This is a genomic window from Streptomyces sp. NPDC053665 (assembly GCF_055585285.1).
Window position 1 is genome coordinate 391,020 of the sequence record NZ_JBVJKK010000007.1, and the last position, 19,789, is coordinate 410,808.

General features: G+C 72.1%; 23 protein-coding genes. 12 read left to right on the forward strand and 11 right to left on the reverse strand.

Annotated features, from left to right (window positions below; genetic code table 11):
• Positions 1-83: 83 nt before the first annotated feature.
• The 3 genes from ispF to ACZ6ZN_RS27585 form a co-directional block, all read right to left on the reverse strand.
• Entirely contained in the window at positions 84-578 is a 495-nt protein-coding gene (gene ispF / locus ACZ6ZN_RS27575) for a 2-C-methyl-D-erythritol 2,4-cyclodiphosphate synthase (protein ID WP_398110881.1), read from the reverse strand.
• Complete coding sequence (ispD, locus tag ACZ6ZN_RS27580; protein ID WP_469650375.1) at positions 568-1,332, reverse strand: 2-C-methyl-D-erythritol 4-phosphate cytidylyltransferase; 765 nt, start codon at positions 1,330-1,332, stop codon at positions 568-570. Before ispD ends, ispF begins: the two co-directional genes overlap by 11 nt.
• Positions 1,333-1,643: 311 nt before the next feature.
• Positions 1,644-2,126: a CarD family transcriptional regulator gene (locus tag ACZ6ZN_RS27585; protein WP_003953493.1), complete on the reverse strand. Its 483-nt coding sequence runs from the start codon at positions 2,124-2,126 to the stop codon at positions 1,644-1,646.
• A gap of 602 nt (positions 2,127-2,728) precedes the next feature.
• Here ACZ6ZN_RS27585 and ACZ6ZN_RS27590 point away from each other — a divergent pair.
• Positions 2,729-3,409 carry a copper chaperone PCu(A)C domain-containing protein gene (locus ACZ6ZN_RS27590; RefSeq protein ID WP_451876803.1) on the forward strand — a complete coding sequence of 227 codons (681 nt, stop codon included), beginning with the start codon at positions 2,729-2,731 and terminating at the stop codon, positions 3,407-3,409.
• 85 nt (positions 3,410-3,494) lie between these two features.
• On the opposite strand, the gene phoP is transcribed toward ACZ6ZN_RS27590, so the two are convergent.
• Both phoP and phoR read right to left on the reverse strand, forming a co-directional pair.
• Complete coding sequence (phoP, locus tag ACZ6ZN_RS27595; RefSeq protein WP_020271862.1) at positions 3,495-4,166, reverse strand: two-component system response regulator PhoP; 672 nt, start codon at positions 4,164-4,166, stop codon at positions 3,495-3,497.
• 5 nt (positions 4,167-4,171) lie between these two features.
• Positions 4,172-5,494, reverse strand: coding sequence for a two-component system sensor histidine kinase PhoR (gene phoR, locus ACZ6ZN_RS27600; RefSeq protein ID WP_398110878.1), 1,323 nt, complete (start codon positions 5,492-5,494; stop codon positions 4,172-4,174).
• Between the two features lie 245 nt (positions 5,495-5,739).
• Between phoR and phoU the strand changes: the two genes are divergently transcribed.
• The 3 genes from phoU (at position 5,740) to ACZ6ZN_RS27615 (ending at position 7,237) form a co-directional block, all read left to right on the forward strand.
• Positions 5,740-6,441 carry a phosphate signaling complex protein PhoU gene (phoU, locus tag ACZ6ZN_RS27605; RefSeq protein WP_398110877.1) on the forward strand — a complete coding sequence of 234 codons (702 nt, stop codon included), beginning with the start codon at positions 5,740-5,742 and terminating at the stop codon, positions 6,439-6,441.
• Positions 6,442-6,663: 222 nt separating this feature from the next.
• On the forward strand, positions 6,664-6,819 hold the full coding sequence (locus ACZ6ZN_RS27610; RefSeq protein ID WP_398110876.1) for a hypothetical protein: 156 nt from the start codon (positions 6,664-6,666) through the stop codon (positions 6,817-6,819).
• A 166-nt stretch (positions 6,820-6,985) separates the two neighbouring features.
• Entirely contained in the window at positions 6,986-7,237 is a 252-nt protein-coding gene (locus ACZ6ZN_RS27615; protein WP_398110875.1) for an SCO4226 family nickel-binding protein, read from the forward strand.
• An 87-nt stretch (positions 7,238-7,324) separates the two neighbouring features.
• On the opposite strand, the gene ACZ6ZN_RS27620 is transcribed toward ACZ6ZN_RS27615, so the two are convergent.
• The gene (locus ACZ6ZN_RS27620) at positions 7,325-8,602 is read right to left on the reverse strand and encodes an MDR family MFS transporter (protein ID WP_451876804.1); all 1,278 of its coding nucleotides are present in this window, start codon (positions 8,600-8,602) and stop codon (positions 7,325-7,327) included.
• 159 nt (positions 8,603-8,761) lie between these two features.
• Here ACZ6ZN_RS27620 and ACZ6ZN_RS27625 point away from each other — a divergent pair, with 159 nt between their 5' ends.
• Entirely contained in the window at positions 8,762-9,523 is a 762-nt protein-coding gene (locus ACZ6ZN_RS27625) for a phosphoglyceromutase (protein WP_369194680.1), read from the forward strand.
• Between the two features lie 103 nt (positions 9,524-9,626).
• Here ACZ6ZN_RS27625 and ACZ6ZN_RS27630 read toward each other — a convergent pair whose 3' ends face one another.
• Positions 9,627-9,902, reverse strand: coding sequence for a ribosomal protein L7/L12 (locus ACZ6ZN_RS27630; RefSeq protein WP_469650380.1), 276 nt, complete (start codon positions 9,900-9,902; stop codon positions 9,627-9,629).
• Positions 9,903-10,331: 429 nt separating this feature from the next.
• On the opposite strand from ACZ6ZN_RS27630, the gene ACZ6ZN_RS27635 reads away from it, so the two are divergent.
• The 3 genes from ACZ6ZN_RS27635 to ACZ6ZN_RS27645 all read left to right on the forward strand — a co-directional run bounded on the left by ACZ6ZN_RS27635 (position 10,332) and on the right by ACZ6ZN_RS27645 (position 11,989).
• A complete protein-coding gene (locus ACZ6ZN_RS27635) occupies positions 10,332-10,640 on the forward strand; it encodes a hypothetical protein (RefSeq protein WP_469650382.1) in 309 nt (102 codons plus the stop codon).
• A gap of 235 nt (positions 10,641-10,875) precedes the next feature.
• On the forward strand, positions 10,876-11,487 hold the full coding sequence (locus ACZ6ZN_RS27640; protein WP_469650383.1) for a DinB family protein: 612 nt from the start codon (positions 10,876-10,878) through the stop codon (positions 11,485-11,487).
• Positions 11,488-11,557: 70 nt separating this feature from the next.
• Entirely contained in the window at positions 11,558-11,989 is a 432-nt protein-coding gene (locus ACZ6ZN_RS27645; RefSeq protein WP_398110872.1) for a nuclear transport factor 2 family protein, read from the forward strand.
• A gap of 36 nt (positions 11,990-12,025) precedes the next feature.
• Here the strand turns inward: ACZ6ZN_RS27645 and ACZ6ZN_RS27650 are convergent, their stop codons facing one another.
• On the reverse strand, positions 12,026-12,493 hold the full coding sequence (locus tag ACZ6ZN_RS27650; protein WP_469650385.1) for a DUF2000 family protein: 468 nt from the start codon (positions 12,491-12,493) through the stop codon (positions 12,026-12,028).
• A 49-nt stretch (positions 12,494-12,542) separates the two neighbouring features.
• Between ACZ6ZN_RS27650 and ACZ6ZN_RS27655 the strand changes: the two genes are divergently transcribed.
• Complete coding sequence (locus tag ACZ6ZN_RS27655) at positions 12,543-13,361, forward strand: helix-turn-helix domain-containing protein (RefSeq protein ID WP_469650387.1); 819 nt, start codon at positions 12,543-12,545, stop codon at positions 13,359-13,361.
• Positions 13,362-13,448: 87 nt separating this feature from the next.
• Here the strand turns inward: ACZ6ZN_RS27655 and ACZ6ZN_RS27660 are convergent, their stop codons facing one another.
• Positions 13,449-13,958, reverse strand: coding sequence for a type III secretion system chaperone family protein (locus ACZ6ZN_RS27660; RefSeq protein ID WP_398110869.1), 510 nt, complete (start codon positions 13,956-13,958; stop codon positions 13,449-13,451).
• Positions 13,951-15,282 (reverse strand): D-inositol-3-phosphate glycosyltransferase, encoded by a 1,332-nt coding sequence (mshA, locus tag ACZ6ZN_RS27665; RefSeq protein ID WP_398110868.1) that lies wholly within the window; start codon positions 15,280-15,282, stop codon positions 13,951-13,953. Before mshA ends, ACZ6ZN_RS27660 begins: the two co-directional genes overlap by 8 nt.
• Before the next feature lie 253 nt (positions 15,283-15,535).
• Between mshA and ACZ6ZN_RS27670 the strand changes: the two genes are divergently transcribed.
• The 3 genes from ACZ6ZN_RS27670 to ACZ6ZN_RS27680 all read left to right on the forward strand — a co-directional run bounded on the left by ACZ6ZN_RS27670 (position 15,536) and on the right by ACZ6ZN_RS27680 (position 19,339).
• Positions 15,536-16,354 (forward strand): class I SAM-dependent methyltransferase, encoded by an 819-nt coding sequence (locus ACZ6ZN_RS27670; protein ID WP_469650390.1) that lies wholly within the window; start codon positions 15,536-15,538, stop codon positions 16,352-16,354.
• A gap of 183 nt (positions 16,355-16,537) precedes the next feature.
• Complete coding sequence (locus ACZ6ZN_RS27675) at positions 16,538-17,623, forward strand: C40 family peptidase (RefSeq protein ID WP_398110866.1); 1,086 nt, start codon at positions 16,538-16,540, stop codon at positions 17,621-17,623.
• A gap of 372 nt (positions 17,624-17,995) precedes the next feature.
• Entirely contained in the window at positions 17,996-19,339 is a 1,344-nt protein-coding gene (locus tag ACZ6ZN_RS27680; RefSeq protein WP_469650392.1) for a PP2C family protein-serine/threonine phosphatase, read from the forward strand.
• Positions 19,340-19,390: 51 nt separating this feature from the next.
• On the opposite strand, the gene ACZ6ZN_RS27685 is transcribed toward ACZ6ZN_RS27680, so the two are convergent.
• Positions 19,391-19,723 carry a DUF2516 family protein gene (locus ACZ6ZN_RS27685; RefSeq protein ID WP_398110864.1) on the reverse strand — a complete coding sequence of 111 codons (333 nt, stop codon included), beginning with the start codon at positions 19,721-19,723 and terminating at the stop codon, positions 19,391-19,393.
• Positions 19,724-19,789 lie beyond the last annotated feature (66 nt).

Below are 19,789 nucleotides of genomic sequence, written 5' to 3' on the forward strand. Positions count from 1 at the left end.
CCCGGCTGGCCCGCGCCCCCGCCCGGCGGGTCCGCGGCCCGGCCCGGCGGGTCCGCGGCCCGGCCGGTTCCGGCTCCCCGGCCTCAGCCGGAGCGCACCACCAGTGCCGTGGCCACCGCCATCAGCCCTTCCTCCCGCCCCGGGAAGCCGAGCCCGTCCGTGGTCGCGCCCGAGACCGACACCGGTGCACCGGCCGCCTCGGACAGCAGCTTCTGCGCCTCGTCGCGGCGCTTGCCGATCTTCGGGCGGGGGCCCACCACCTGCACGGCGACGTTGCCGATCCGGAAGCCGGCCGCGCGGACGATGCGGGCGGCCTCCGTCAGCAGCGTGACGCCGGAGGCGCCGGACCACTCGGGGCGGCCCGTGCCGAAGTGCTGCCCGAGGTCACCGAGTCCGGCCGCGGAGAACAGGGCGTTGCAGGCGGCGTGGGCGACGACGTCCGCGTCGGAGTGGCCCGCCAGCCCGGGGCCCTCGCCCTCCCACTTCAGGCCGGCGCACCACAGCTCGCGGCCCTCCTCGAAGGCGTGGATGTCGGTGCCGATGCCGACCTGCGGCAGCGGGACGTGCTCAGAAGCCATCGTTGAGCCTCCTGCGGGCCAGGACCGCCTCGGCGAGGACCAGGTCGAGGGGGCGGGTGACCTTGAAGGCCTCCTCGTGCCCGGGCACGGCGACGACGGTGAGGCCGAGCTGCTCGACCATGCCCGCGTCGTCGGTGACCTCGCCGGTCACCGTCTCGTGGGCCCGCAGGAGGGTGTCGCGGTCGAAGCCCTGCGGGGTCTGCACCGCCCGCAGCCGTGCGCGCTCCGGCGTGGCGACGACCGGCTCCGGCTCGCCGGGCACGGCGGCCGGCTCGACCTGCTTGACGGTGTCGGCCAGGGGCAGCGCCGGGACCACGGCCGGGGCGCCGTCGCGTACGGCCTCGATCACGGCGTCGACTGTGTCCACCGGCACCAGCGGCCGGGCCGCGTCGTGCACCAGGACGATGTCGAGGCCGGGGGGAAGGGCGTCCAGGCCGAGCCTGACCGATTCCTGGCGGGTGGCGCCGCCGGGGACGACGAGGAAGTCCGTCCGCTCGGGCAGGGCGTGCGCGTCGAGCAGCGACTTGACCTCGGCGGCGCCCTCGGGCGGGGCCACGACGACGACCAGGGAGACGGCGCGGGAGGCGGCCATGGCCCGGACGGCGTGGATCAGCATGGGCGTCCCGCCCAGCGCCCGCAGCGCCTTGGGGGCGCCCGGGCCGAGCCGTACACCGCGGCCGGCGGCCGGGATCACGGCCGCCGTTCGGCCCGCGGCGGGGGCGACGGGCGGTGTGGGTCGCGAATCGTCAGACATCGGTTCCTGTCAGGTTTGTGTGCCGGCCCGGCGTGGGTATGGCCTGGAACAGTGCCGGGCGCGACGCGCTCGACCGGACCCTTCCGTGACGCTGGTCGAGCCGGCTGCCCGGGCCCGGCACACCGAGTACCGGATCGTGAGTGATAACACATTCCGGGGCCGCGGCGCATCGCCGCCGGGGTACGAACATGCCGCAGCGCCCGGCGACAGGAAATTCGTCATCGGGCACCGCGGCAGTTCGATGTACAGCCTGATCAGCCGTGATCGGCTGTGCAGCCTCGATCAGCTCAGTGCTGAGCGAAGGCTTCGCCTCAGGAGGCGAGCACCTCGTCGAGCAGGGCCTCGGCCTTGTCCTCGTTGGTGTTCTCCGCGAGAGCGAGTTCGCTCACCAGGATCTGGCGGGCCTTGGCGAGCATGCGCTTCTCACCGGCGGAGAGTCCACGCTCGCGCTCACGACGCCACAGGTCACGCACCACTTCCGCGACCTTGATGACATCGCCCGAGGCGAGCTTCTCCAGGTTTGCCTTGTATCGACGGGACCAGTTCGTGGGCTCCTCGGCGTACGGCGCGCGCAGCACCTCGAAGACCCGGTCCAGCCCGTCCTGACCGACCACATCACGCACGCCGACGAACTCCGCATTGTCCGCTGGCACACGTACCGTCAGGTCACCCTGGGCGACCTTCAGCACCAAGTAGGTCTTGTCCACGCCTTTGATCTGGCGAGTTTCGATAGCCTCGATCAGCGCGGCCCCGTGATGGGGATAGACCACGGTGTCGCCAACCTTGAACGTCATGTGACAGGTACCCCTTCCGTGGCTATCCAGGGTAACACGGATACGGCGTCTACTGAATGGCGTTTTCGCAGGTCAGGGCATATCTCGGGGCTTGACAACTCCGACACGAACGTGCTTCGGACAGCGAGCGGAAGAAGGTATTCGCAGGTGGGAGCGGCTGTCCGGGGTGAGCGAAACGCGTACGTTACACGCATCCGGAGCGCCCCCCAGACGGCCGAACATCCCCATATGTCCGGTTCCGCGTGATCGACTTCCGCTACTCCGTTCGGCGGCCCGCGCGGGGTTCCGGCCGATTCCCCAATTGATCACCGGGTCACCCGGTCGGCCCCCGGTGATCAATTCCCGGGCGGTTCCGCATTCCTTCACGGAAAATCCGTGCGGCTGCCGGCGGCTTCTTATGTGAATGCCGGACGAGCACCCGCCAAAGCACCCGCGGAGTCGCTTGTGACGCAGGAGACGGATGTGACAACCGGGTGGGATCACGGGTGCCGGGGGGTCGGGTGCGGCCTGACGGGAACGTCTCGGTAACCTAAGGCCCGCTGACAGACCCTTAGGGCGGCTTCACCGGCCGCTCCGCTCGAGATCAAGGAGTTGCCGCCGCCGTGAGCAGCAGCCTTCGACGCGGCGCCCTCGCCGCTGCCGCCATCGCGTTCTCGATCGCCTCGCTCGCCGCGTGCGGAGCCGGCAACAACGCCCAGACCCTGGAGATCAAGCCGGACAACGCGGCCACGAGCGTGGGTGACATCAAGATCCAGAACGCGGTCGTGATCACGCAGCCCGACCTCGAGTCCACCGGCCCGGCCGCCATCTCCGCGACCTTCTTCAACGAGGGCAGCACCGCCCAGACGCTGGAGTCCATCACCCTGCCCGGCACCGGCAAGACCGCCGAGCTCAAGCCGGCCAAGGGCGGCAGCCTCAGCATCCCGCCCGGCGGTTCCCTGATCGTGGGCGGCAAGGACAACGCCACGGCGATGCTCCCGAGCAGCCGCGAGGCCGTGCAGGACGGCAACGCCCAGAAGATCACCTTCACCTTCAGCAAGACGGGCGAGGTCAGCCTGAGCGCCTTCGTCGTCCCCGCCGAGCACTACTTCAAGGAGTGGGGCCCGGACGAGGTCCCGGCCGGCCCTGCCGGTTCGGCCGCTCCCTCCGACTCGCCGTCCGCGAGCGCCTCGGGCTCGCCGGCCGGCAGCGAGAGCCCGGCCGCCGGTGACGAGCCGGGCGGCGACGACGCCTCCGGCACGCCGACCGACGCGGCCTCGGCGAGCGCCGGCGCCGGTCACTGAGCCGGGCGGCACAGCCGCAGCACGCGACAGGGCGGGACCTCTTCCGAAGAGGTCCCGCCCTGTCGCATACCGGCCCGGGGCCGGTCTACGGCTCGAACTTGTAGCCCAGGCCGCGCACCGTCACCAGGTAGCGCGGGGCGCCCGGGTCCGGCTCGATCTTGGCGCGCAGCCGCTTGACGTGGACGTCCAGGGTCTTGGTGTCACCGACGTAGTCGGCACCCCAGACGCGGTCGATGAGCTGCATGCGGGTCAGCACCCGGCCGGCGTTGCGCAGCAGCATCTCCAGGAGGTCGAACTCCTTCAGCGGCAGGTCGATCTTGGTGCCGCCGACGGTGACCACGTGCCGGTCGACGTCCATGCGGACCGGGCCCGCCTCCAGGGCGGCCGGGGTGACCTCCTCCGGCTCGCCGCGGCGGCGCAGGACGGCCCGGATGCGGGCGACCAGCTCGCGCGAGGAGAAGGGCTTGGTGACGTAGTCGTCGGCTCCTATCTCCAGGCCGACCACCTTGTCGATCTCGCTGTCCTTGGCCGTCACCATGATGACGGGGACGTTGGAGCGGCCGCGCAGCTGGCGGCAGACCTCGGTGCCCGGCAGGCCGGGCAGCATCAGGTCGAGGAGGACGAGGTCGGCGCCGTTGCGCTCGAACTCGTCGAGTCCGTCGGGCCCGGTGGTCGCGACGGCGACCTCGAAACCCTCCTTGCGGAGCATGTACGACAGGGCGTCGGAGAAGGACTCCTCGTCCTCGACGACGAGCACACGGGTCACGGAAGGACCTCCGGGGCGGGAAGCGTTTCGTACGCGGTTGATTCGGGGGATGTGGGGGTGGACCGCCCGGCCTCCTCGTCGAGGCCCGCGCTTCCTGCGCGTTCGTCCCGGGCGGGCTGCTGATGTGCGCGGTCGCGGGCCGCAGCGGCCTCCGGCAGCCGCAGGGTGAAGGTGGAGCCCTGGCCTTCGGCGCTCCACACCGAGACCTCCCCGCCGTGCGACGCGGCCACGTGCTTCACGATGGCCAGCCCGAGCCCCGTGCCGCCGGTGGCACGGGAGCGGGCCGGGTCGACGCGGTAGAAGCGCTCGAAGATGCGCTCCTTGTCCTTGTCGGAGATGCCGATGCCCTGGTCGGTGACGGCGATCTCGATCTGCTCCCCACCGGGTGCCTGCACCCTGCGGGCCGCTATGCCGACGCGGGTGCGGGCGGGCGAGTAGTTCACGGCGTTCTCGACGAGGTTGCCGAGGGCGGCGGCGAGCTGGCCGCGGTTGCCCCAGACACGCAGGTCGTGGCCGCCCTCGGCCGCGAGCCCGTCCGGCGCCCAGACGTTCGAGGCCATGGTGATCTGCTTGGTGCCGGCCTGGTGGCGGCAGCGGTCGACGGCCTCGGCGACCAGTTCCTCGACCCGGACCGGCTCGGCGTCCTCCAGCGGATCGTCGTTCTGCACGCGCGACAGGTCGATGAGCTCCTGCACCAGGTTGGTGAGCCGGGTGGCCTCGATCTGCATGCGCCCGGCGAACCGCTGGACGGCCTCGGGATCGTCGGAGGCGTCCATGACGGCCTCGGAGAGCAGGGACAGGGCACCCACCGGCGTCTTCAGCTCGTGACTGACGTTGGCGACGAAGTCGCGCCGGACCGCCTCGATGCGGCGGGCCTCGGTCAGGTCCTCCACGAGCAGCAGCACCAGCCGGGACCCGAGCGGCGCGACCCGCGCGGAGACGGCCAGGGCCTCTCCGCGTCCGGTGCCGCGCCGTGGCAGGTCCAGCTCGACCTGGCGTATCTCTCCGTCCCGCCGGGTGTCCCGCGCCATCTGCAGCATCGGCTCCACGGCGAGCCTGCCGCCGCGGACCAGACCGAGGGCGTACGCCGCCGAGCTGGCCTTGACGACGGCGTCGGCCTCGTCGAGCACCACGGCCGAGGACCTGAGGACCGACAGGACCGTGTCCACGCCGGGCGGAAGCACCGCGTCCGTGTGCAGGGAGGTACGGGTGTGGCGCTTCTGCTCGCGCTCGCTCCAGCGGAACGCCAGCATGGCGATGACACCGGTGAGCACACCGGCGATCGCTGCCGCTGCGGCGACCGCCGCGTTCACGTCCATGCCCCCAGGTTAGGCATGGGTCGGGTGCCCTCCACAGCCGTCGGGCTGCGAGCTCGAACACTCGTCGCCCAGAGTTCACCTCGGAGCCAGTACCGGTTCACATGGGATGACGGAAACGGACGCGTACGGGACGGAACGTGGGAGCGTGGGGTTCGGATCGTCGGTCGAACGGCGGTCGTACCGCCGGCCGTCCGGTGGGGCCCCGGCCCTTGGACCCCCGACACAGACGCACGAGAGGGAACCTGATGCGGGACGCGTACCACGAGGAACTGGACTCGATAAGCGACAGTCTGGTGGAGATGGCCCGGCTGGTCGGGTCGGCGATCGGGCGCGCCACGACCGCGATGCTCGACGGCGACCTGAAGCTCGCCGAGAACGTCATCGAGGCCGACCAGCGGGTCGACGAGCTCCAGCACGACCTGGAGGCCCGGGCCATCGCCCTGCTGGCCCGGCAGCAGCCGGTGGCGACCGACCTGCGCATCGTCGTCACGTCGCTGCGGATGTCGGCCGACCTGGAGCGCTCGGGCGACCTGGCCCAGCACGTGGCGAAGCTCGCCCGGCTGCGCTACCCGGAGCGCGCGGTCCCGAGCGACCTGCACGCCACCATCCTGGAGATGGGCCAGCTCGCCCAGCGCCTGATGGCGAAGGCCGCCGAGGTCATCATCACCAAGGACGTCGACCTGGCGCTCCAGCTGGAGCAGGACGACGACGCGATGGACCTGCTGCACCGCACGCTCTTCCAGCACCTGATGGACGACCGCTGGAAGCACGGCATCGAGACGGCCGTGGACGTCACGCTGCTCGGCCGCTACTACGAGCGGTTCGCCGACCACGCGGTGTCGGTCGCGAAGCGGGTGGTGTACCTGGTGACGGGTGAGCACGCGGACGAGATCCAGACCGACGTGCAGCCGGAGATCCAGTCGGTGCCGCCGGCGGAGAGCGCCTGAGGCCGCCGCCCCACCGCCACCCCACTGCTGCGCCACTGCCGCGCCACTGCCGCGCCACTGCTGCGGCGGCGGCTCGGCGGCGGCCCGGCGAGGGCTCGGCCGGGGGGCGTGAACGGGGTGGAAGGGGTTCGGGCGGGCGGTGCGGGCGCCTCCGTGCGCCGTTGATGCGCCCAGCGGAACGGGCATCCAATGGGCACAGGCACCAGCCTCGAGGAGGGACTCATGGCCGATACCCCCGGCACCACGCCCGACCCCACGCAGCAGCGCGAGACCGAGCAGCCCGCCGAGCTGAGGAAGCTGCCGCTGATCGCCGCGTGCGGCTGCGGCTCGGGCTGTGGCTGCGGCTGCCAGTCGGGCAGCCCCTGCCAGTGCGGCTGACGCCGGCGCCGGTGACTCCCGACACCTCGTACGCCGCATCGGCGGAAGGGCCCCGGCCACGCACCGGGGCCCTTCGGCTGTGCGGGTCGCCGCCGGGAGCGGACGGGCGGAGCATGGAGGGGGACGCGGACGCCGCTCGGGGGGTCACGGGAAGGGAGGCCGGGCCATGGCCAAGTTCATGGACGTCCACCACAGCATGAAGGGCATCACCGCGGACCAGCTCCGCGAGGCCCACAACGCGGACCTCGCCATCGAGGGCGAGGAACGGGTGCACTTCGAGGCGGCCTGGGCGGACCCGGAGTCGGGACTCGTCTACTGCCTGTCGGACGCCCCCTCGGCGGAGGCGGTCCAGCGCATCCACGAGCGGGCGGGCCACAAGGCGGACGAGATCCATCCGGTGCCGTTGCGCGTGGAGTGAGGCCGGGACCGCGGGGTCACCGGGGGCTCCGCGCCGCGGCGGACGATGCCCGCCCGCCACAGCGAGGAGCCCCCCGGGGCACCCGGATCACCCGGCGCCGACCTCCGGCTGGGGACGCAGCCCCGGCACGGGCTCCACGACCGTCGCCGTCTTCTCCTGAGGCAGACGTCGCATCAGCACGCCGTACCCGACCCCGGCCGCCGTGCCCACCAGGGCGCACAGGGCCCAGAGCCACTCCGGCCCGAAGCGGTCGATGACGTACCCCGACATCAGCGGGGCGACGAGGGCCGCGACGGACCAGGACATCGTGTACATGCCCTGGTAGCGGCCCCGGCCGTGCGCCGGGGAGAGCCGTACGACGAGGCCGGTCTGGGTCGGCGCGTTGATGATCTCGGCGAGCGTCCACACGCACACCGTCAGCGCGATGACGCCGACCGACCCCGCGAAGGCGGTGAGCGCGAAGCCGTACCCGGCGAGGATCGAGGAGACCACCAGCAGCCGGCGCGGGTCGCGGTGCTCGATGAGCCGGGTGACCGGGATCTGGAGCACGACGATGAGCAGGCCGTTGACCGCGATGGCCGTTCCGTACTCGGCCGGGGTGAAGCCCGCCTGCCCCATCGCCACGGGCAGCCCCACCGCCCCCTGCTGGAAGACCAGCGCGACCAGGAAGGACAGCCCGACGACGCTCATGAAGCGTCCGTCGCGCAGCACGGTGGCGAGGCTGACGGAGGAGTCGTGGCCGGCCGCGGCCGTCTCCGCCGTCGCTTCCGGCCGGGACTCGGGCAGCCGGAGGAAGACCAGGATCGCGCAGGCCATCGTCATCCCGGCCTCGATCAGGAAGCCGGCCAGGTAGCTGACCTCCGCGATGAACCCGGCGGCCATCGAGGAGACCGCGAAACCGAGGTTCACCGCCCAGTAGTTGAGGGAGAAGGCACGGATGCGGTCCTCGGGCCGGACGATGTCGGCCATCATCGCCTGGACGGCGGGGCGGGACGCGTTGCTCGCCATGCCGACCAGGAAGGCCACGCCCGCGATCGCCACCGGGTCGCGCACGAACCCGAGCAGGGCGACCGACAGGGCAGTCGAGGCCTGGGCGATGAGCAGGGTGGGCCGCCGGCCCAGCCGGTCGGTCATCACGCCGGCGCCCAGCGAGGAGACGACCCCGCCGAGCCCGTGCAGCGCGACGACCAGACCCGCGTAGGTGGCGGAGTAGCCGCGGTCGAGGGTCAGGTACAGCGCCATGAACGTGGCGACGAACGCGCCGAGCCGGTTGACGAGCGTGGCCGTCCACAGCCACCAGAAGGCGCGGGGCAGTCCCGAGACCGTCTCCCGTACGGCACGTCGGGCCCGCATGGCGTACGGCATGGTCTCCCCCGGTGTAAGTGGCGCTCGCAGTAGCGGCACGTTACAAGCGGCCGTTCTCCGGCAGCCACCGAATTAACAGATCCCGTCAAGCGTCCGCACGGGCGTCCGCCTGCCGGGCAGCCGGGCGAACGGGCGAAACCGTGGATTACGCTCTGGGGCATGGCCGACGCACCGTACAAGCTGATCCTCCTCCGCCACGGCGAGAGCGAGTGGAACGCGAAGAACCTGTTCACCGGCTGGGTGGACGTGAACCTCAACGAGAAGGGCGAGAAGGAGGCGGTCCGCGGCGGTGAGCTGCTGAAGGACGCCGGCCTGCTGCCCGACGTGGTCCACACGTCCCTCCAGAAGCGTGCGATCCGCACGGCCCAGCTGGCCCTGGAGGCCGCGGACCGTCACTGGATCCCGGTCCACCGCTCCTGGCGCCTGAACGAGCGCCACTACGGCGCCCTACAGGGCAAGGACAAGGCGCAGACCCTCGCCGAGTTCGGCGAGGAGCAGTTCATGCTGTGGCGCCGCTCCTACGACACCCCGCCGCCGCCGCTGGACGTCGACGCGGAGTACTCCCAGTTCGCCGACCCGCGCTACGCGACGCTGCCGCCGGAGCTGCGCCCGCGCACGGAGTGCCTGAAGGACGTCGTCGTCCGGATGCTGCCGTACTGGTTCGACGCGATCGTCCCCGACCTGCTGACCGGCCGCACGGTCCTGGTCGCCGCCCACGGCAACTCGCTGCGGGCCCTGGTCAAGCACCTGGACGGCATCTCCGACGCGGACATCGCGGGCCTGAACATCCCGACGGGCATCCCGCTGTCCTACGAACTGGACGCCGACTTCAAGCCGCTGAACCCGGGCGGCACGTACCTGGACCCGGAGGCGGCCGCGGCAGCGATCGAGGCGGTCAAGAACCAGGGCAAGAAGAAGTAACCAGCGCTGAACAAGCCCCCTACCTGCGGGTTGTCCGCTGGTAGGGGGCTTTGCGCTGCCGCTGGGCGGCCTCCGGGCCGTCAACCCGTTGATCGGGCCGTGCTCAGTCTTGCGGAAGGTCTGGCTCCGGCCTCTCTCTCGTCTCCGCCCGGGCTCCCGCATCACGCAGGGCCGAGGCGGCTGCCGCTGCGTCTTCTTCGGGCACGCCGGCGAGAAGGACCGCGGGAACCTGCGTTGCCAGGACCTTGCTGCGCCAGAGGCTCAGTCCCGTCAACCGACGCACGACCTGGACGACGTCCATCACGCGGACGCCGGGGTCGGTGAGCACCACGTCGTGGGGCACGTCGTCGCACACCAGCCAGAAGTACTCGTCCGCCATGCCTGTCCCCGCCCTTCTCCGATCCGGAGACTACGAGCCCGGCAGCCGCCTTGTCGCATGGTTTGGACAACGTCGAAAAGAGCGAACACGGCTTTGTGGGGCCGCTCCTGACTGGACGGCATCAGGTGCGCGTACACGCGGAAACACTGGAGTGGCGGAAGGCAGAGGGAAGCATGTCGGCGCCCGCAACGGGAACGTGGACGAATCGCGCACCCCCGGGCCGAAGTTCGGTCGGGCGTGTAGAGCGCATGCACATCTCTTGGATAACCTGTGCCGCCCGACTTCCCGTGCACGATCAAGGTGCCAGTCGGGGTGGGGGTGACCGTGAAACGGGTCCGGTACCGGTGGCGGGATGAGTACGAGAACGACCCGGAGTACCAGCGCATCCTGGCGAAGCTGGAGAGGCCTTGGTGGAGGAGGCCTATGTCCATGGCGGCAGGCGTCGTAGCCATTGCTGCGGGTTCATTCTTCCTGGGCGGAGCGATCCTGGGCTCCCACGGTGGCTCGGGTTCCTCCTCCCCGGAACCATGGGTGCAGGGGCACACGGGCAATCAGCCGCAGAACAGCAGGCAGCAGGACAACCAGCCTGCTGGGGTATCTGCCGCGCAGAAGAGTCGACTCCTGTTCAAATTCTGCACTCAACAGGCCGGCGGTCCGTTCAATGTGTCGGAGGCTGCGTTTTTGGAGTGCGAGCACAACTACTACGTGACGGACCAGGGACAGGCCCTGCCGAAGTAGGCCGTGCCGGGAGCGTCGTGGCCTTGACCCAAGTGGCCTTTGCAACCCGGGCCGAGAAAATACAGCTCGCCAAAATAGCCGGCACGCCCCATGGGTAGAAGTAGGAGGACGCCATGGGCCCCCCGGCCCGGAATTCGCGGGGCGGGAGCTGGTCGGTGGGGCGGGGCTTCGGCCTGTGGGCTGGCTTGGCGTAATTCGGTGGCGGGGGCTGTGGCCGGGCGGTCACCATGCCGGGATGGAGACGGGTGAGCAGGGGCAGGGCGGGGCTGCGGGGCGGTGGACTCGGGCGACCGTCTATCCCGACATGTGGGTGGATCCGGACGACGATCCCCGGGAGAGCGGTGCGGAGCCGGTCGACGAGCGCGGGATCCTGCTCGACTACCTGCGGTCCTACCGCCTCACCCTGGAGATGAAGTGCGCGGGGCTGGACGCCGAGCAGATGGCCTCGCGTTCCGCGCCGCCGTCGACCATGTCCCTGCTCGGGCTGGTGCGGCACCTCACCGAGGGGGAACGGCACTTCCGGCGGGTCATGGCCGGTGAGGACGCGCCCCGGCTGTACCGCACCGACCAGGACCGCGACGGCGACTTCAACGGGGCGGCGCCCGACCAGGAGACCGTCGACGCCGCCTGGGAGCAGTGGCGTACGGAGGTGGCACGCACCGACCGCTACCTCGCCGGTGCCACCGACCTCTCCGCCTGCAACGCCGGCCACTCCGACCTCGGTCCCGAGCCCGGGGGCCGGCACCAGCTCCGCGACCTCCTCGTGGCCCAGATCGCGGAGTACGCCCGGCACTGCGGCCACGCCGACCTGCTGCGCGAACGCATCGACGGCCGGGTCGGGCAGTGAGGGCACGGTGCGGGCCGCATTACCTCCGGCGTCATCGACCCGCCGGGCCCGTCCGCTGCACGCTGTCCCCATGACGACGCACACCGGCACCACCGAAACCGCAGACGCCACCCGTACCGTCGTGCAGCGCTTCCTCGCGTTGCGGCTCGCCGGGGACACCGCGGGCCTGACCGCCCTGTTCGCCGACGAGGTGGACTGGGTGCTGGCCGAGAACCCCGCCGTGCCGTGGATCCGGCCCCGGTCGACCGCCGCCGAATGTGCCGCTCAGGGCGAGGAACTGGCCCGGTACACGGTGCCCGAGGACGCCCGGGCCTCCGTCGACACGCTGCTCGTGGACGGGCCGGACGCCGTACTGACGGGGCATCTGTCGGGGACCGTGCGGGCGACGGGCAAGTCGTTCTCGGGCCCGTTCGCCCTGCGGCTCACCGTGGAGGACGGGCGGATCACCCGGCACCACCTGTACGAGAACAGCCTGTCGATCGCCGCCGCCTGTACGCCCTAGTCGGCCGGCGGCCGTCGCGCGGGTGCGTCCGGAACTTCACGGGTGCATCCGCGCTCCCTTCAGCACCTTGTCCACCGCGTTCTTCGGGCCGTACACCGCCAGCCCGACCGGATCGAGTTCCGCCGTGGGGACCGCCCGGACGGCCGCGCGGTTGTCCCGGTCGTTGCCCGTGCCGAAGAGGTCGGAGGTGAAGACCGCGCGGGGCAGGGCGCGGGCCAGGGCCCGGGCGTGGGCGGCGGTCAGGGTCTCCTTGGTGGCCTCGAAGACCAGGACGGGCTGGCGGAACATCGGCAGGTAGGGCACGCCGTCCGCGTCCTCGTACGGTTCGCCGATCACCTCGGGCAGGTGCGTCCCCAGTCCGCTGACCAGGAAGGACGTGACGTTCAGCCGCTGCCAGGGCTCCAGGTCGTCGCGCAGCAGCACGGCGATCTTCGTGTCGAAGCGGATCGGGGCGGGCGCGATGTCCGGTGCGGTGTCCGGTGCGGTGATCGGTGCGGTGTCCATGGTCCGAGCGTGCCCGGCGGGTCCGGCCGGGGTCTTGTACGTTCTTTGCATGGCCTCCGAGTCCTCCAGGATCGTCTCCGCCTGGCGGCCCCCCGTCAGCGGTGTCGTCGAGGTCTTCCACGCCCGGTTCACCGAGTACGCCTACCCGATGCACGTCCACGACGCGTGGACGCTGCTGATCGTCGACACCGGTGCCGTGCGCTACGACCTCGACCGGCACGAGCACGGCACGCCGCACGACACCGTGTCGCTGCTGCCGCCGCACGTGCCGCACAACGGCTCCCCCGTCAGCCCGGAGGGCTTCCGCAAGCGGGTGCTGTACCTGGACGGGACGTACCTGGGCGACGAGTTGATCGGCGCCGCCGTCGACCGACCCGATCTGCGCGATCCTCTGCTGCGGCGGCGCGTGGGGCAGGTGCACGGCGCGCTGCTGCGGTCCGGTGACGAACTGGAGGCCGAGAGCAGGCTGTTGTTCGTCGGGGAGCGGCTGCGCGCGCATCTGCGGGGCGGGGACGGAGGGTCCCGCCCGGCCGACCCCGCCCTCGCCCGCCGGCTGCGCGAGTTGCTGGACGAGCGAGTCGTCGAGGGCATCGCCCTGCGGGAGGCCGCCGACCTGACGGGCAGCCACCCGGCCCACCTCGTACGGGCGTTCAGCGCCGCGTACGGCATCGCTCCGCACCAGTATCTGACGTCGCTGCGGGTGGGTCGCGCGCGGCGGCTGCTGCTGGAGGGGCGTTCCCCGGGCGAGGTGGCGGTGGCGGCCGGGTTCTACGACCAGTCGCACCTCACCCGGCACTTCCGCAGGCTGGTGGGTGTGCCGCCCGGGCGGTACCGCCAGGGGTCCCGGGGCCGGTCGTTCGGGTCCTAGCTCCGCGGGTCCGGCTCCGCGGGCCCTAGCCCTGCGGGCGCCCTAGCGCTACGGACCCTAGCGCTGCGGACTCTAGCGCTGCGGACTCTAGCGCTGCGGGCGCTGCGTCAGGTGCGTGAAGGCGTCCAGGTTCCGGGTGGACTCGCCCCGCGACACCCGCCAGTCGTACTCCTTGCGGATCGCCGAGGCGAAGCCCAGCTCCAGCAGGGTGTTGAAGCTGCCGTCCGAGGCCTCCAGGACCTGGCCGAGCAGACGGTCGATCTCCTCGGCGGTGACGGCGTCCAGGGAGAGACGGCCGGTGACGTAGACGTCGCCGTGCTGGTCGACGGCGTAACTCACCCCGTACAGCTTGAGGTTGCGCTCCAGGAGCCAGCGGTGGACGCCCTGCTCGTTCTCGTCGGGGTGGCGGATGACGAAGGCGTTGAGCGACAGGGAGTGACGGCCGACGATCAGGGAGACCGTCGTCTTCAGCTTTCGGCTGCCGGGGAGCTGGGCCACGTAGGTCCCGGGCTCGGGGCTCTCCCACTCCAGCTCGGCGTCCTTGAACGCCGCCTCGATGACCTGCGCCGCACGCTGTTCCCGATCGGTTTCACCCATGCAGCGAGCGTACGCGACGGCGATGGGACTGCATCGCGGCCGTGTAGACGTCGGCCGTGGCGGCGGCCGCGGTGTCCCAGCCGAAGGACCGGGCGTGCCGGGCCGCCTGGTCGCCGAGCCGGGACGCCAGGTGCGGGTCGTCGGCGAAGGCGCGCAGCACGCGCGCGTAGTCGGCCGGGTTGTGGCCCTGCACGAGGAAGCCGGTGTGGCCGTCGCGCACGGCGACCGGCAGGCCGCCGACCGCGGCCGCGAGCACGGGGGTGCCCGCCGCCTGGGCCTCTATGGCGACCAGGCCGAAGGACTCGCTGTAGGAGGGCATGACCAATACGGACGCGGCACGGAACCAGTCCGCCAGCTGTTCCTGGCCGACCGGCGGGCGGAACCGCACGACGTCGGCGACGCCGAGGCGCGCGGCGAGCTTCTGCAGCCCCTCGGGCTTGGCGAGGCCGCTGCCGCTGGGGCCGCCGACGACCGGCACGAGGATGCGGGAGCGCAGCTCGGGACGCTCGTCGAGGAGCACGGCCACGGCGCGCAGCAGCACGTCGGGGGCCTTGAGGGGCTGGATGCGGCCCGCGAAGAGCGGGATCAGGGCGTCCTGGGGCAGGCCCAGCCGGGCCCGGGCCGCGGCGCGGCCGTCGGCGGGTGTGAAGCGCCCGAGGTTCACACCGGGGTGGACGACGGCGACCTTGGCGGTGTCGGCGTCGTAGTGCCGGACCAGTTCGCCGGCCTCCTCCTCGGTGTTGGCGATGAGGCGGTCGGCGGCCGCGACGATCTGTGTCTCGCCGATGACCCGTGCGGCGGGCTCGGGGCTGTCGCCGTCGGCCAGGTTGGCGTTCTTGACCTTGGCCATGGTGTGCATGGCGTGCACCAGGGGCACGCCCCAGCGCTGGGCGGCGAGCCAGCCGACGTGGCCGGAGAGCCAGTAGTGGGAGTGGACCAGGTCGTAGTAGCCGGGCCGGTGGCCGGCCCAGGCCTGCATCACGCCGTGCGTGAAGGCGCACAGCTGGGCGGGCAGGTCCTCCTTGTTGAGGCCCTCGTAGGGACCCGCGTCGATGTGCCGGACCAGGACGCCGGGGGCCAGGTCGACGGTGGGCGGGAGGGCGGCGGCGGTGGCGCGCGTGAAGATCTCCACGTCGATGCCCAGGGCCGCCAGGCGCTGGGCGAGCTCGACGATGTAGACGTTCATGCCGCCGGCGTCGCCGGTGCCGGGCTGGTGGAGCGGGGAGGTGTGCACGGAGAGCATGGCGACCCGGCGGGGCCTGCGGTGCAGCCGCAGGCGCCCGGGCGCGGAGCGCCGCCCGAGCCTGCCGATGTACTGGCTCACGGGGCGATCCTCCTTGGCTGCGGGCATACCGGCCGGAGGGTGCGCTCTTCCCTCCAAGCGGGTGCAACACGGGAGCGAGTGATTCCCATTCCTGCCGCGCCGTATTTTGCCGATCCATTACCGATCTCGCTCAACCGTTCGAGCGGTTGCGGCGTCACCGGCCCTGGAGCAACCAGCCCCCCCTCCGCGCCGCACCACCGGGCGGTCCGGGCGACGCACGGGCCACCGCGGGCAGCCGCATACCCTCGTAGCCATGACTGCCCGTACGGGCGCCCGCCCCGTGGGAACGGTGACGCGCGGGACGACCAACCCCAACCGGCTGCGCCGCATGGACCGCTGGATCGCGGCCGCGCACGGCGCGGAACTGCGGCGCGCCGCCGACCCCGTGGCCGTCGACCTCGGGTACGGGGCCGCGCCCTGGACGGCGGTCGAACTGCTCCAGCGGCTGCGCACGGCCGCGCCCCGCACCCGGGTCGTGGGCGTGGAGATCGAGCCCGCCCGGGTCGCCGCGGCCCGGCCCTACGAGCGGCCGGGGCTGGTCTTCCGGCACGGCGGGTTCGAGGTCCCGCTGCCGCAGCGGCCCCTGCTCATCCGCGCGGCGAACGTGCTGCGGCAGTACGAGGAGGCCGAGGTCGCGGGCGTGTGGGAGCGGCTGTGCGGGCGGCTCGCCCCGGCCGACCCGGTGACCGGTTCGCGCGGCGGGCTGCTGGTGGAGGGGACCTGCGACGAGATCGGGCGCCGGCACGTCTGGGTCGCGCTCGGCCCCGAGGGCCCGCGCACGGTCACCTTCGCCACCCGGCTGGGCTCGCTGCAACGCCCCTCCGACCTGGCGGAACGCCTGCCGAAGGCGCTCATCCACCGCAACGTCCCGGGCGAGCCGGTGCACGCCTTCCTGGGCGACTTCGACCGCGCCTGGGCCGCCGCCGCGCCGTACGCGTCGTACGGGGCCCGCCAGCGCTGGATCCGCACGGTCCGGGACCTCACGGCCGACTGGCCGGTGACCGACGGCCCGGCACGCTGGCGGCAGGGCGAAGTGACCGTGCGCTGGGAGGCGTTGGCACCCCGCGCGTGATCCGGCCCCGGTGGAACGATCCCGGTGAGTCGTTCGTCACACAGGCGGGGAGATCGCCATGCCGGGGGCATGGCGGCGCGGGGGCGGCGGGAAGTACTGCCTCTGTCGTTTCACGCCAGGACGTGGCAGCATCCCCAGGCGGACCGGTTGTTACTGACGGTTAATCAGTTTGGGGGCTGGAGTATGGGTACGGGCAGGCGTGGCCTGATCGCGACGGCCGTGGCCGTGGTCTGCGCGGTCACCGTGCTGGCGGCACCGGGCACGGCGTTCGCCGCTCCGGAACCCCCGGCGCCCACCGCGAGCGCGGCCCCCACACCCGCGCCCGCGCCCAGCAGGGACCTCGAGGCCGTGCGCGAGAGGCTCGACCGGCTCTACCGCGCCGCCGCGCGCGCCACCGACGAGTACAACGCCGCCGAGGAGAAGGCCGACAAGCAGTCCGAAGAGGTCGTCAAGCTGGCCAGGAAGATCGTCGAGGGCAAGGAGCGGCTCCGGCAGCTCAAGGCCCGTGCCGGAGCGGCGGCGGCCGCCCAGTACCGCGGTGGCGGGCTGCCTCCCGAGGCGCATCTCGTCCTGAGCGACGACCCGCAGGACTTCCTCGACGGCGCGGGCCGGGTCCGCCAGGGCCACCACGCGACCAAGGGACTGCTCGGCGAACTGTCCCGCACCCAGCAGGATTTGGAGCAGTACGCGAAGGACGCCTCCGCCCAGTGGAAGAAGCTGGAAGCGGGCCGCAAGGCCAAGGCCGCCGCCCAGAAGAAGATCGAGAAGCAGATCGCGCAGGCGGAGCAGCTCGAATCGGAGTTGCAGGAGGAGGAGCGGGAGCGCCTCGCGGAGCTGGAGAAGGCGGCCGCGAAGAAGGCGCAGACCGCCTGGCTCGACTCCGGTGCCCTGTCCGAGATCAGCGCCAAGGCCTCCGCACAGGGCAAGAAGGCCGTCGCCTACGCCACGGCCCAGATCGGCAAGCCCTACCAGTGGGGCGCCGAGGGTCCCAGGAGCTACGACTGCTCGGGGCTGACGTCCCAGGCCTGGATCTCCGCCGGCCGCGGCATCCCGCGCACCTCGCAGGAGCAGTGGAAGCGGCTGCGGCACGTCGCCGTCGCGGACATGCGCCCCGGCGACCTCGTCATCTACTTCGGTGACGCGAGCCATGTCGGGATGTACATCGGCGACGGGGCGATCGTGCACGCCCCCCGGCCCGGTCGGGACATCACCGTCGCGGGGGCCGGGACCATGCCGATCCTCGGAGTGGTCCGCCCCGACGCGGGCTGACACCGCACGGGCACGGGGCACGGGCGCGGACATGGAAGCACCAGGCACCAAGCACCAAGCACCAAGCACCAAGCACCAAGCACCAAGGCACCGGATATCGGACACCGGTGCACCGCCCGTGACCTGGCCCACGTGACCCACCGCACCCCGAACACCCCACCCGACCAAGCGCCGACGTGACGTTCGTCATTGCCGCAGCATTCCAGGGCTGTCCAACTGCGGTACATATCGCGGCATATGACACCGGCCGATCACCCAGGGCCGTGGCTCGCACCATTCCACTGCGGCGCCGACACCCGCTATGGTCCCCGTCGGTGGGTCGAGGTCCCTCGCCCCGCCATGCCCTCGGGGGGAGGGAAGGAACCCAAGACGATGCCCGTACCCATACCGCGGCAGAGAGCGATCCCGGCCGCGGAGAGTGGTCAGGCGCAGGCCGCGTCCCCGCGCGGCGGATCCGCCGAGGAGTCCGTCACGGACACCCCGGGCGCGGCCCGCACGCCGGACACCGCCGGGAACACCACGAAAAGGGTGGAGCACACCGCCCACACCAATCTGACGCTGCTGCTGATCGAGGACGATCCGGCCGGTTCGCCGATCGTGCCGGACATGCTCGACGAGGCCGGCAAGCCGATCCGCGTCCGCACGGCCCGCAACCTCACCGAGGCCGCGCGGCTGCTGACCGACGACGTCCACTGCATCCTGCTGGACCTCGCGCTGCCCGCGCCCGGCCGCAGCGACTCCGATGACGAGCTCGCCGTGCTCAAGCACGTGCTGGAGCTCGCGCCCCGGCACGCCGTACTGGCGCTGACCGCCTCGGGCGACGCCGAGCGCGGCGCGGAGGCGGTGCGGGTGGGCGCCCAGGACTACCTCTTCCGCGACGAGCTGGACAGCAGGCTGCTCAGCCGCGCGATCCGCTACGCCGTGGAGCGCAAGCGGTCGGAGTCGGCCGAGCGCCGGCTCGCCGAGGGCAAGCTGCGGGCCCAGGAGAACCGCCGTCTGGAGCGCGGCCTGCTGCCGACGCCCCTGCTGGAGGGCTCCCCGCTGCGGTTCGCCGCGCGGTACCGCCCGGGCCGCTCACGGGCCCTGCTCGGTGGCGACTTCTACGACGTCGTCCGCACCCCCGACGGCACGGTGCACGCCATGATCGGCGACGTCTGCGGTCACGGCCCGGACGAGGCCGCCCTCGGGGTCGAGCTGCGCATCGCGTGGCGCGCGCTGACGCTGGCCGGACTGTGCGGTGACCAGCTGCTGGGCACGCTCCAGCAGGTGCTGGAGCACGAGCGGGCCGACGACGAGATCTTCGCGACCCTGTGCACGGTGGACATCGCGCCCGACGGCCGTCGCGCGGGCCTGTGCCTGGCGGGCCACCCCTCCCCGCTGCTCGCGGGCCCGGGCCGGCCGGCCCGGCTGCTGCCGTACGACAACAACGGCCCGGCCCTCGGCCTGCTGCCCCGGGCCCGCTGGCCGCGGATGCAGGTGGAGCTGGGGGCCGAGTGGAGCCTGATGCTCTACACCGACGGCCTGATCGAGGGCCGCATCGGTGAGGGTCGCGAGCGGCTCGGCCAGGAGGGCATGACGGAGATGGTCCGCCGCCAGTTCGCCGAGGGGCTGCGGGGCGAGCAGCTGCTTCAGGCGGCGGTGAACGAGGTCCGGGACCTCAACGGCGGCGAGCTGACGGACGACGTAGCGGTGCTCCTGCTGGACCGGGTGCCGTAGGGCGTACGGCCGGGCCGCCCGCGTGCGGGCCGCGGCGCGAGCCGCGTGCCGCTACCGGCCGCCGTTGTACGGGCCGTACGGGCCGTCGCTGCTGGAGCCGCGGTGGCTGCGGCCGCCGCCGGGCAGCGCGCGGATCGCCGGCCGGACGTCGACCATGTACACGATCGTCGCGATGAGGCCGATGATCGGCAGGAACGACAGGATCGGGAAGAGCAGGTTCACGACGAGGGCGAGCCCGAGGATGATCAGCCAGAACGGCTTGGTCTTCTTGTCGGCCGCGCGGTAGGCGTCCTCCCGGCGCACCGCGGCGTCGATCAGCGCGAAGGCGCTGAACACGGTCAACGCCACGTTCAGAAGCCACAGAAACCCTTGGAAGCCCTGCATCAGCACAACGTCCACCACCCGGCTCGGCTCGTCCCTACGCGGTCACCGTACCCGCACAACGGGCCG

Coding starts and splice junctions, on each gene's coding strand:
- ispF (WP_398110881.1), bottom strand. CDS start 578: ATGGCTTCTGAGCACGTCCCGCTGCCGCAGGTCGGCATCGGCACCGAC.
- ispD (WP_469650375.1), bottom strand. CDS start 1,332: ATGTCTGACGATTCGCGACCCACACCGCCCGTCGCCCCCGCCGCGGGC.
- ACZ6ZN_RS27585 (WP_003953493.1), bottom strand. CDS start 2,126: ATGACGTTCAAGGTTGGCGACACCGTGGTCTATCCCCATCACGGGGCC.
- phoR (WP_398110878.1), bottom strand. CDS start 5,494: ATGGACGTGAACGCGGCGGTCGCCGCAGCGGCAGCGATCGCCGGTGTG.
- phoU (WP_398110877.1), top strand. CDS start 5,740: ATGCGGGACGCGTACCACGAGGAACTGGACTCGATAAGCGACAGTCTG.
- ACZ6ZN_RS27610 (WP_398110876.1), top strand. CDS start 6,664: ATGGCCGATACCCCCGGCACCACGCCCGACCCCACGCAGCAGCGCGAG.
- ACZ6ZN_RS27615 (WP_398110875.1), top strand. CDS start 6,986: ATGGCCAAGTTCATGGACGTCCACCACAGCATGAAGGGCATCACCGCG.
- ACZ6ZN_RS27620 (WP_451876804.1), bottom strand. CDS start 8,602: ATGCCGTACGCCATGCGGGCCCGACGTGCCGTACGGGAGACGGTCTCG.
- ACZ6ZN_RS27625 (WP_369194680.1), top strand. CDS start 8,762: ATGGCCGACGCACCGTACAAGCTGATCCTCCTCCGCCACGGCGAGAGC.
- ACZ6ZN_RS27630 (WP_469650380.1), bottom strand. CDS start 9,902: ATGGCGGACGAGTACTTCTGGCTGGTGTGCGACGACGTGCCCCACGAC.
- ACZ6ZN_RS27635 (WP_469650382.1), top strand. CDS start 10,332: ATGGCGGCAGGCGTCGTAGCCATTGCTGCGGGTTCATTCTTCCTGGGC.
- ACZ6ZN_RS27640 (WP_469650383.1), top strand. CDS start 10,876: ATGGAGACGGGTGAGCAGGGGCAGGGCGGGGCTGCGGGGCGGTGGACT.
- ACZ6ZN_RS27645 (WP_398110872.1), top strand. CDS start 11,558: ATGACGACGCACACCGGCACCACCGAAACCGCAGACGCCACCCGTACC.
- ACZ6ZN_RS27650 (WP_469650385.1), bottom strand. CDS start 12,493: ATGGACACCGCACCGATCACCGCACCGGACACCGCACCGGACATCGCG.
- ACZ6ZN_RS27655 (WP_469650387.1), top strand. CDS start 12,543: ATGGCCTCCGAGTCCTCCAGGATCGTCTCCGCCTGGCGGCCCCCCGTC.
- ACZ6ZN_RS27660 (WP_398110869.1), bottom strand. CDS start 13,958: ATGGGTGAAACCGATCGGGAACAGCGTGCGGCGCAGGTCATCGAGGCG.
- ACZ6ZN_RS27670 (WP_469650390.1), top strand. CDS start 15,536: ATGACTGCCCGTACGGGCGCCCGCCCCGTGGGAACGGTGACGCGCGGG.
- ACZ6ZN_RS27675 (WP_398110866.1), top strand. CDS start 16,538: ATGGGTACGGGCAGGCGTGGCCTGATCGCGACGGCCGTGGCCGTGGTC.
- ACZ6ZN_RS27680 (WP_469650392.1), top strand. CDS start 17,996: ATGCCCGTACCCATACCGCGGCAGAGAGCGATCCCGGCCGCGGAGAGT.
- ACZ6ZN_RS27685 (WP_398110864.1), bottom strand. CDS start 19,723: ATGCAGGGCTTCCAAGGGTTTCTGTGGCTTCTGAACGTGGCGTTGACC.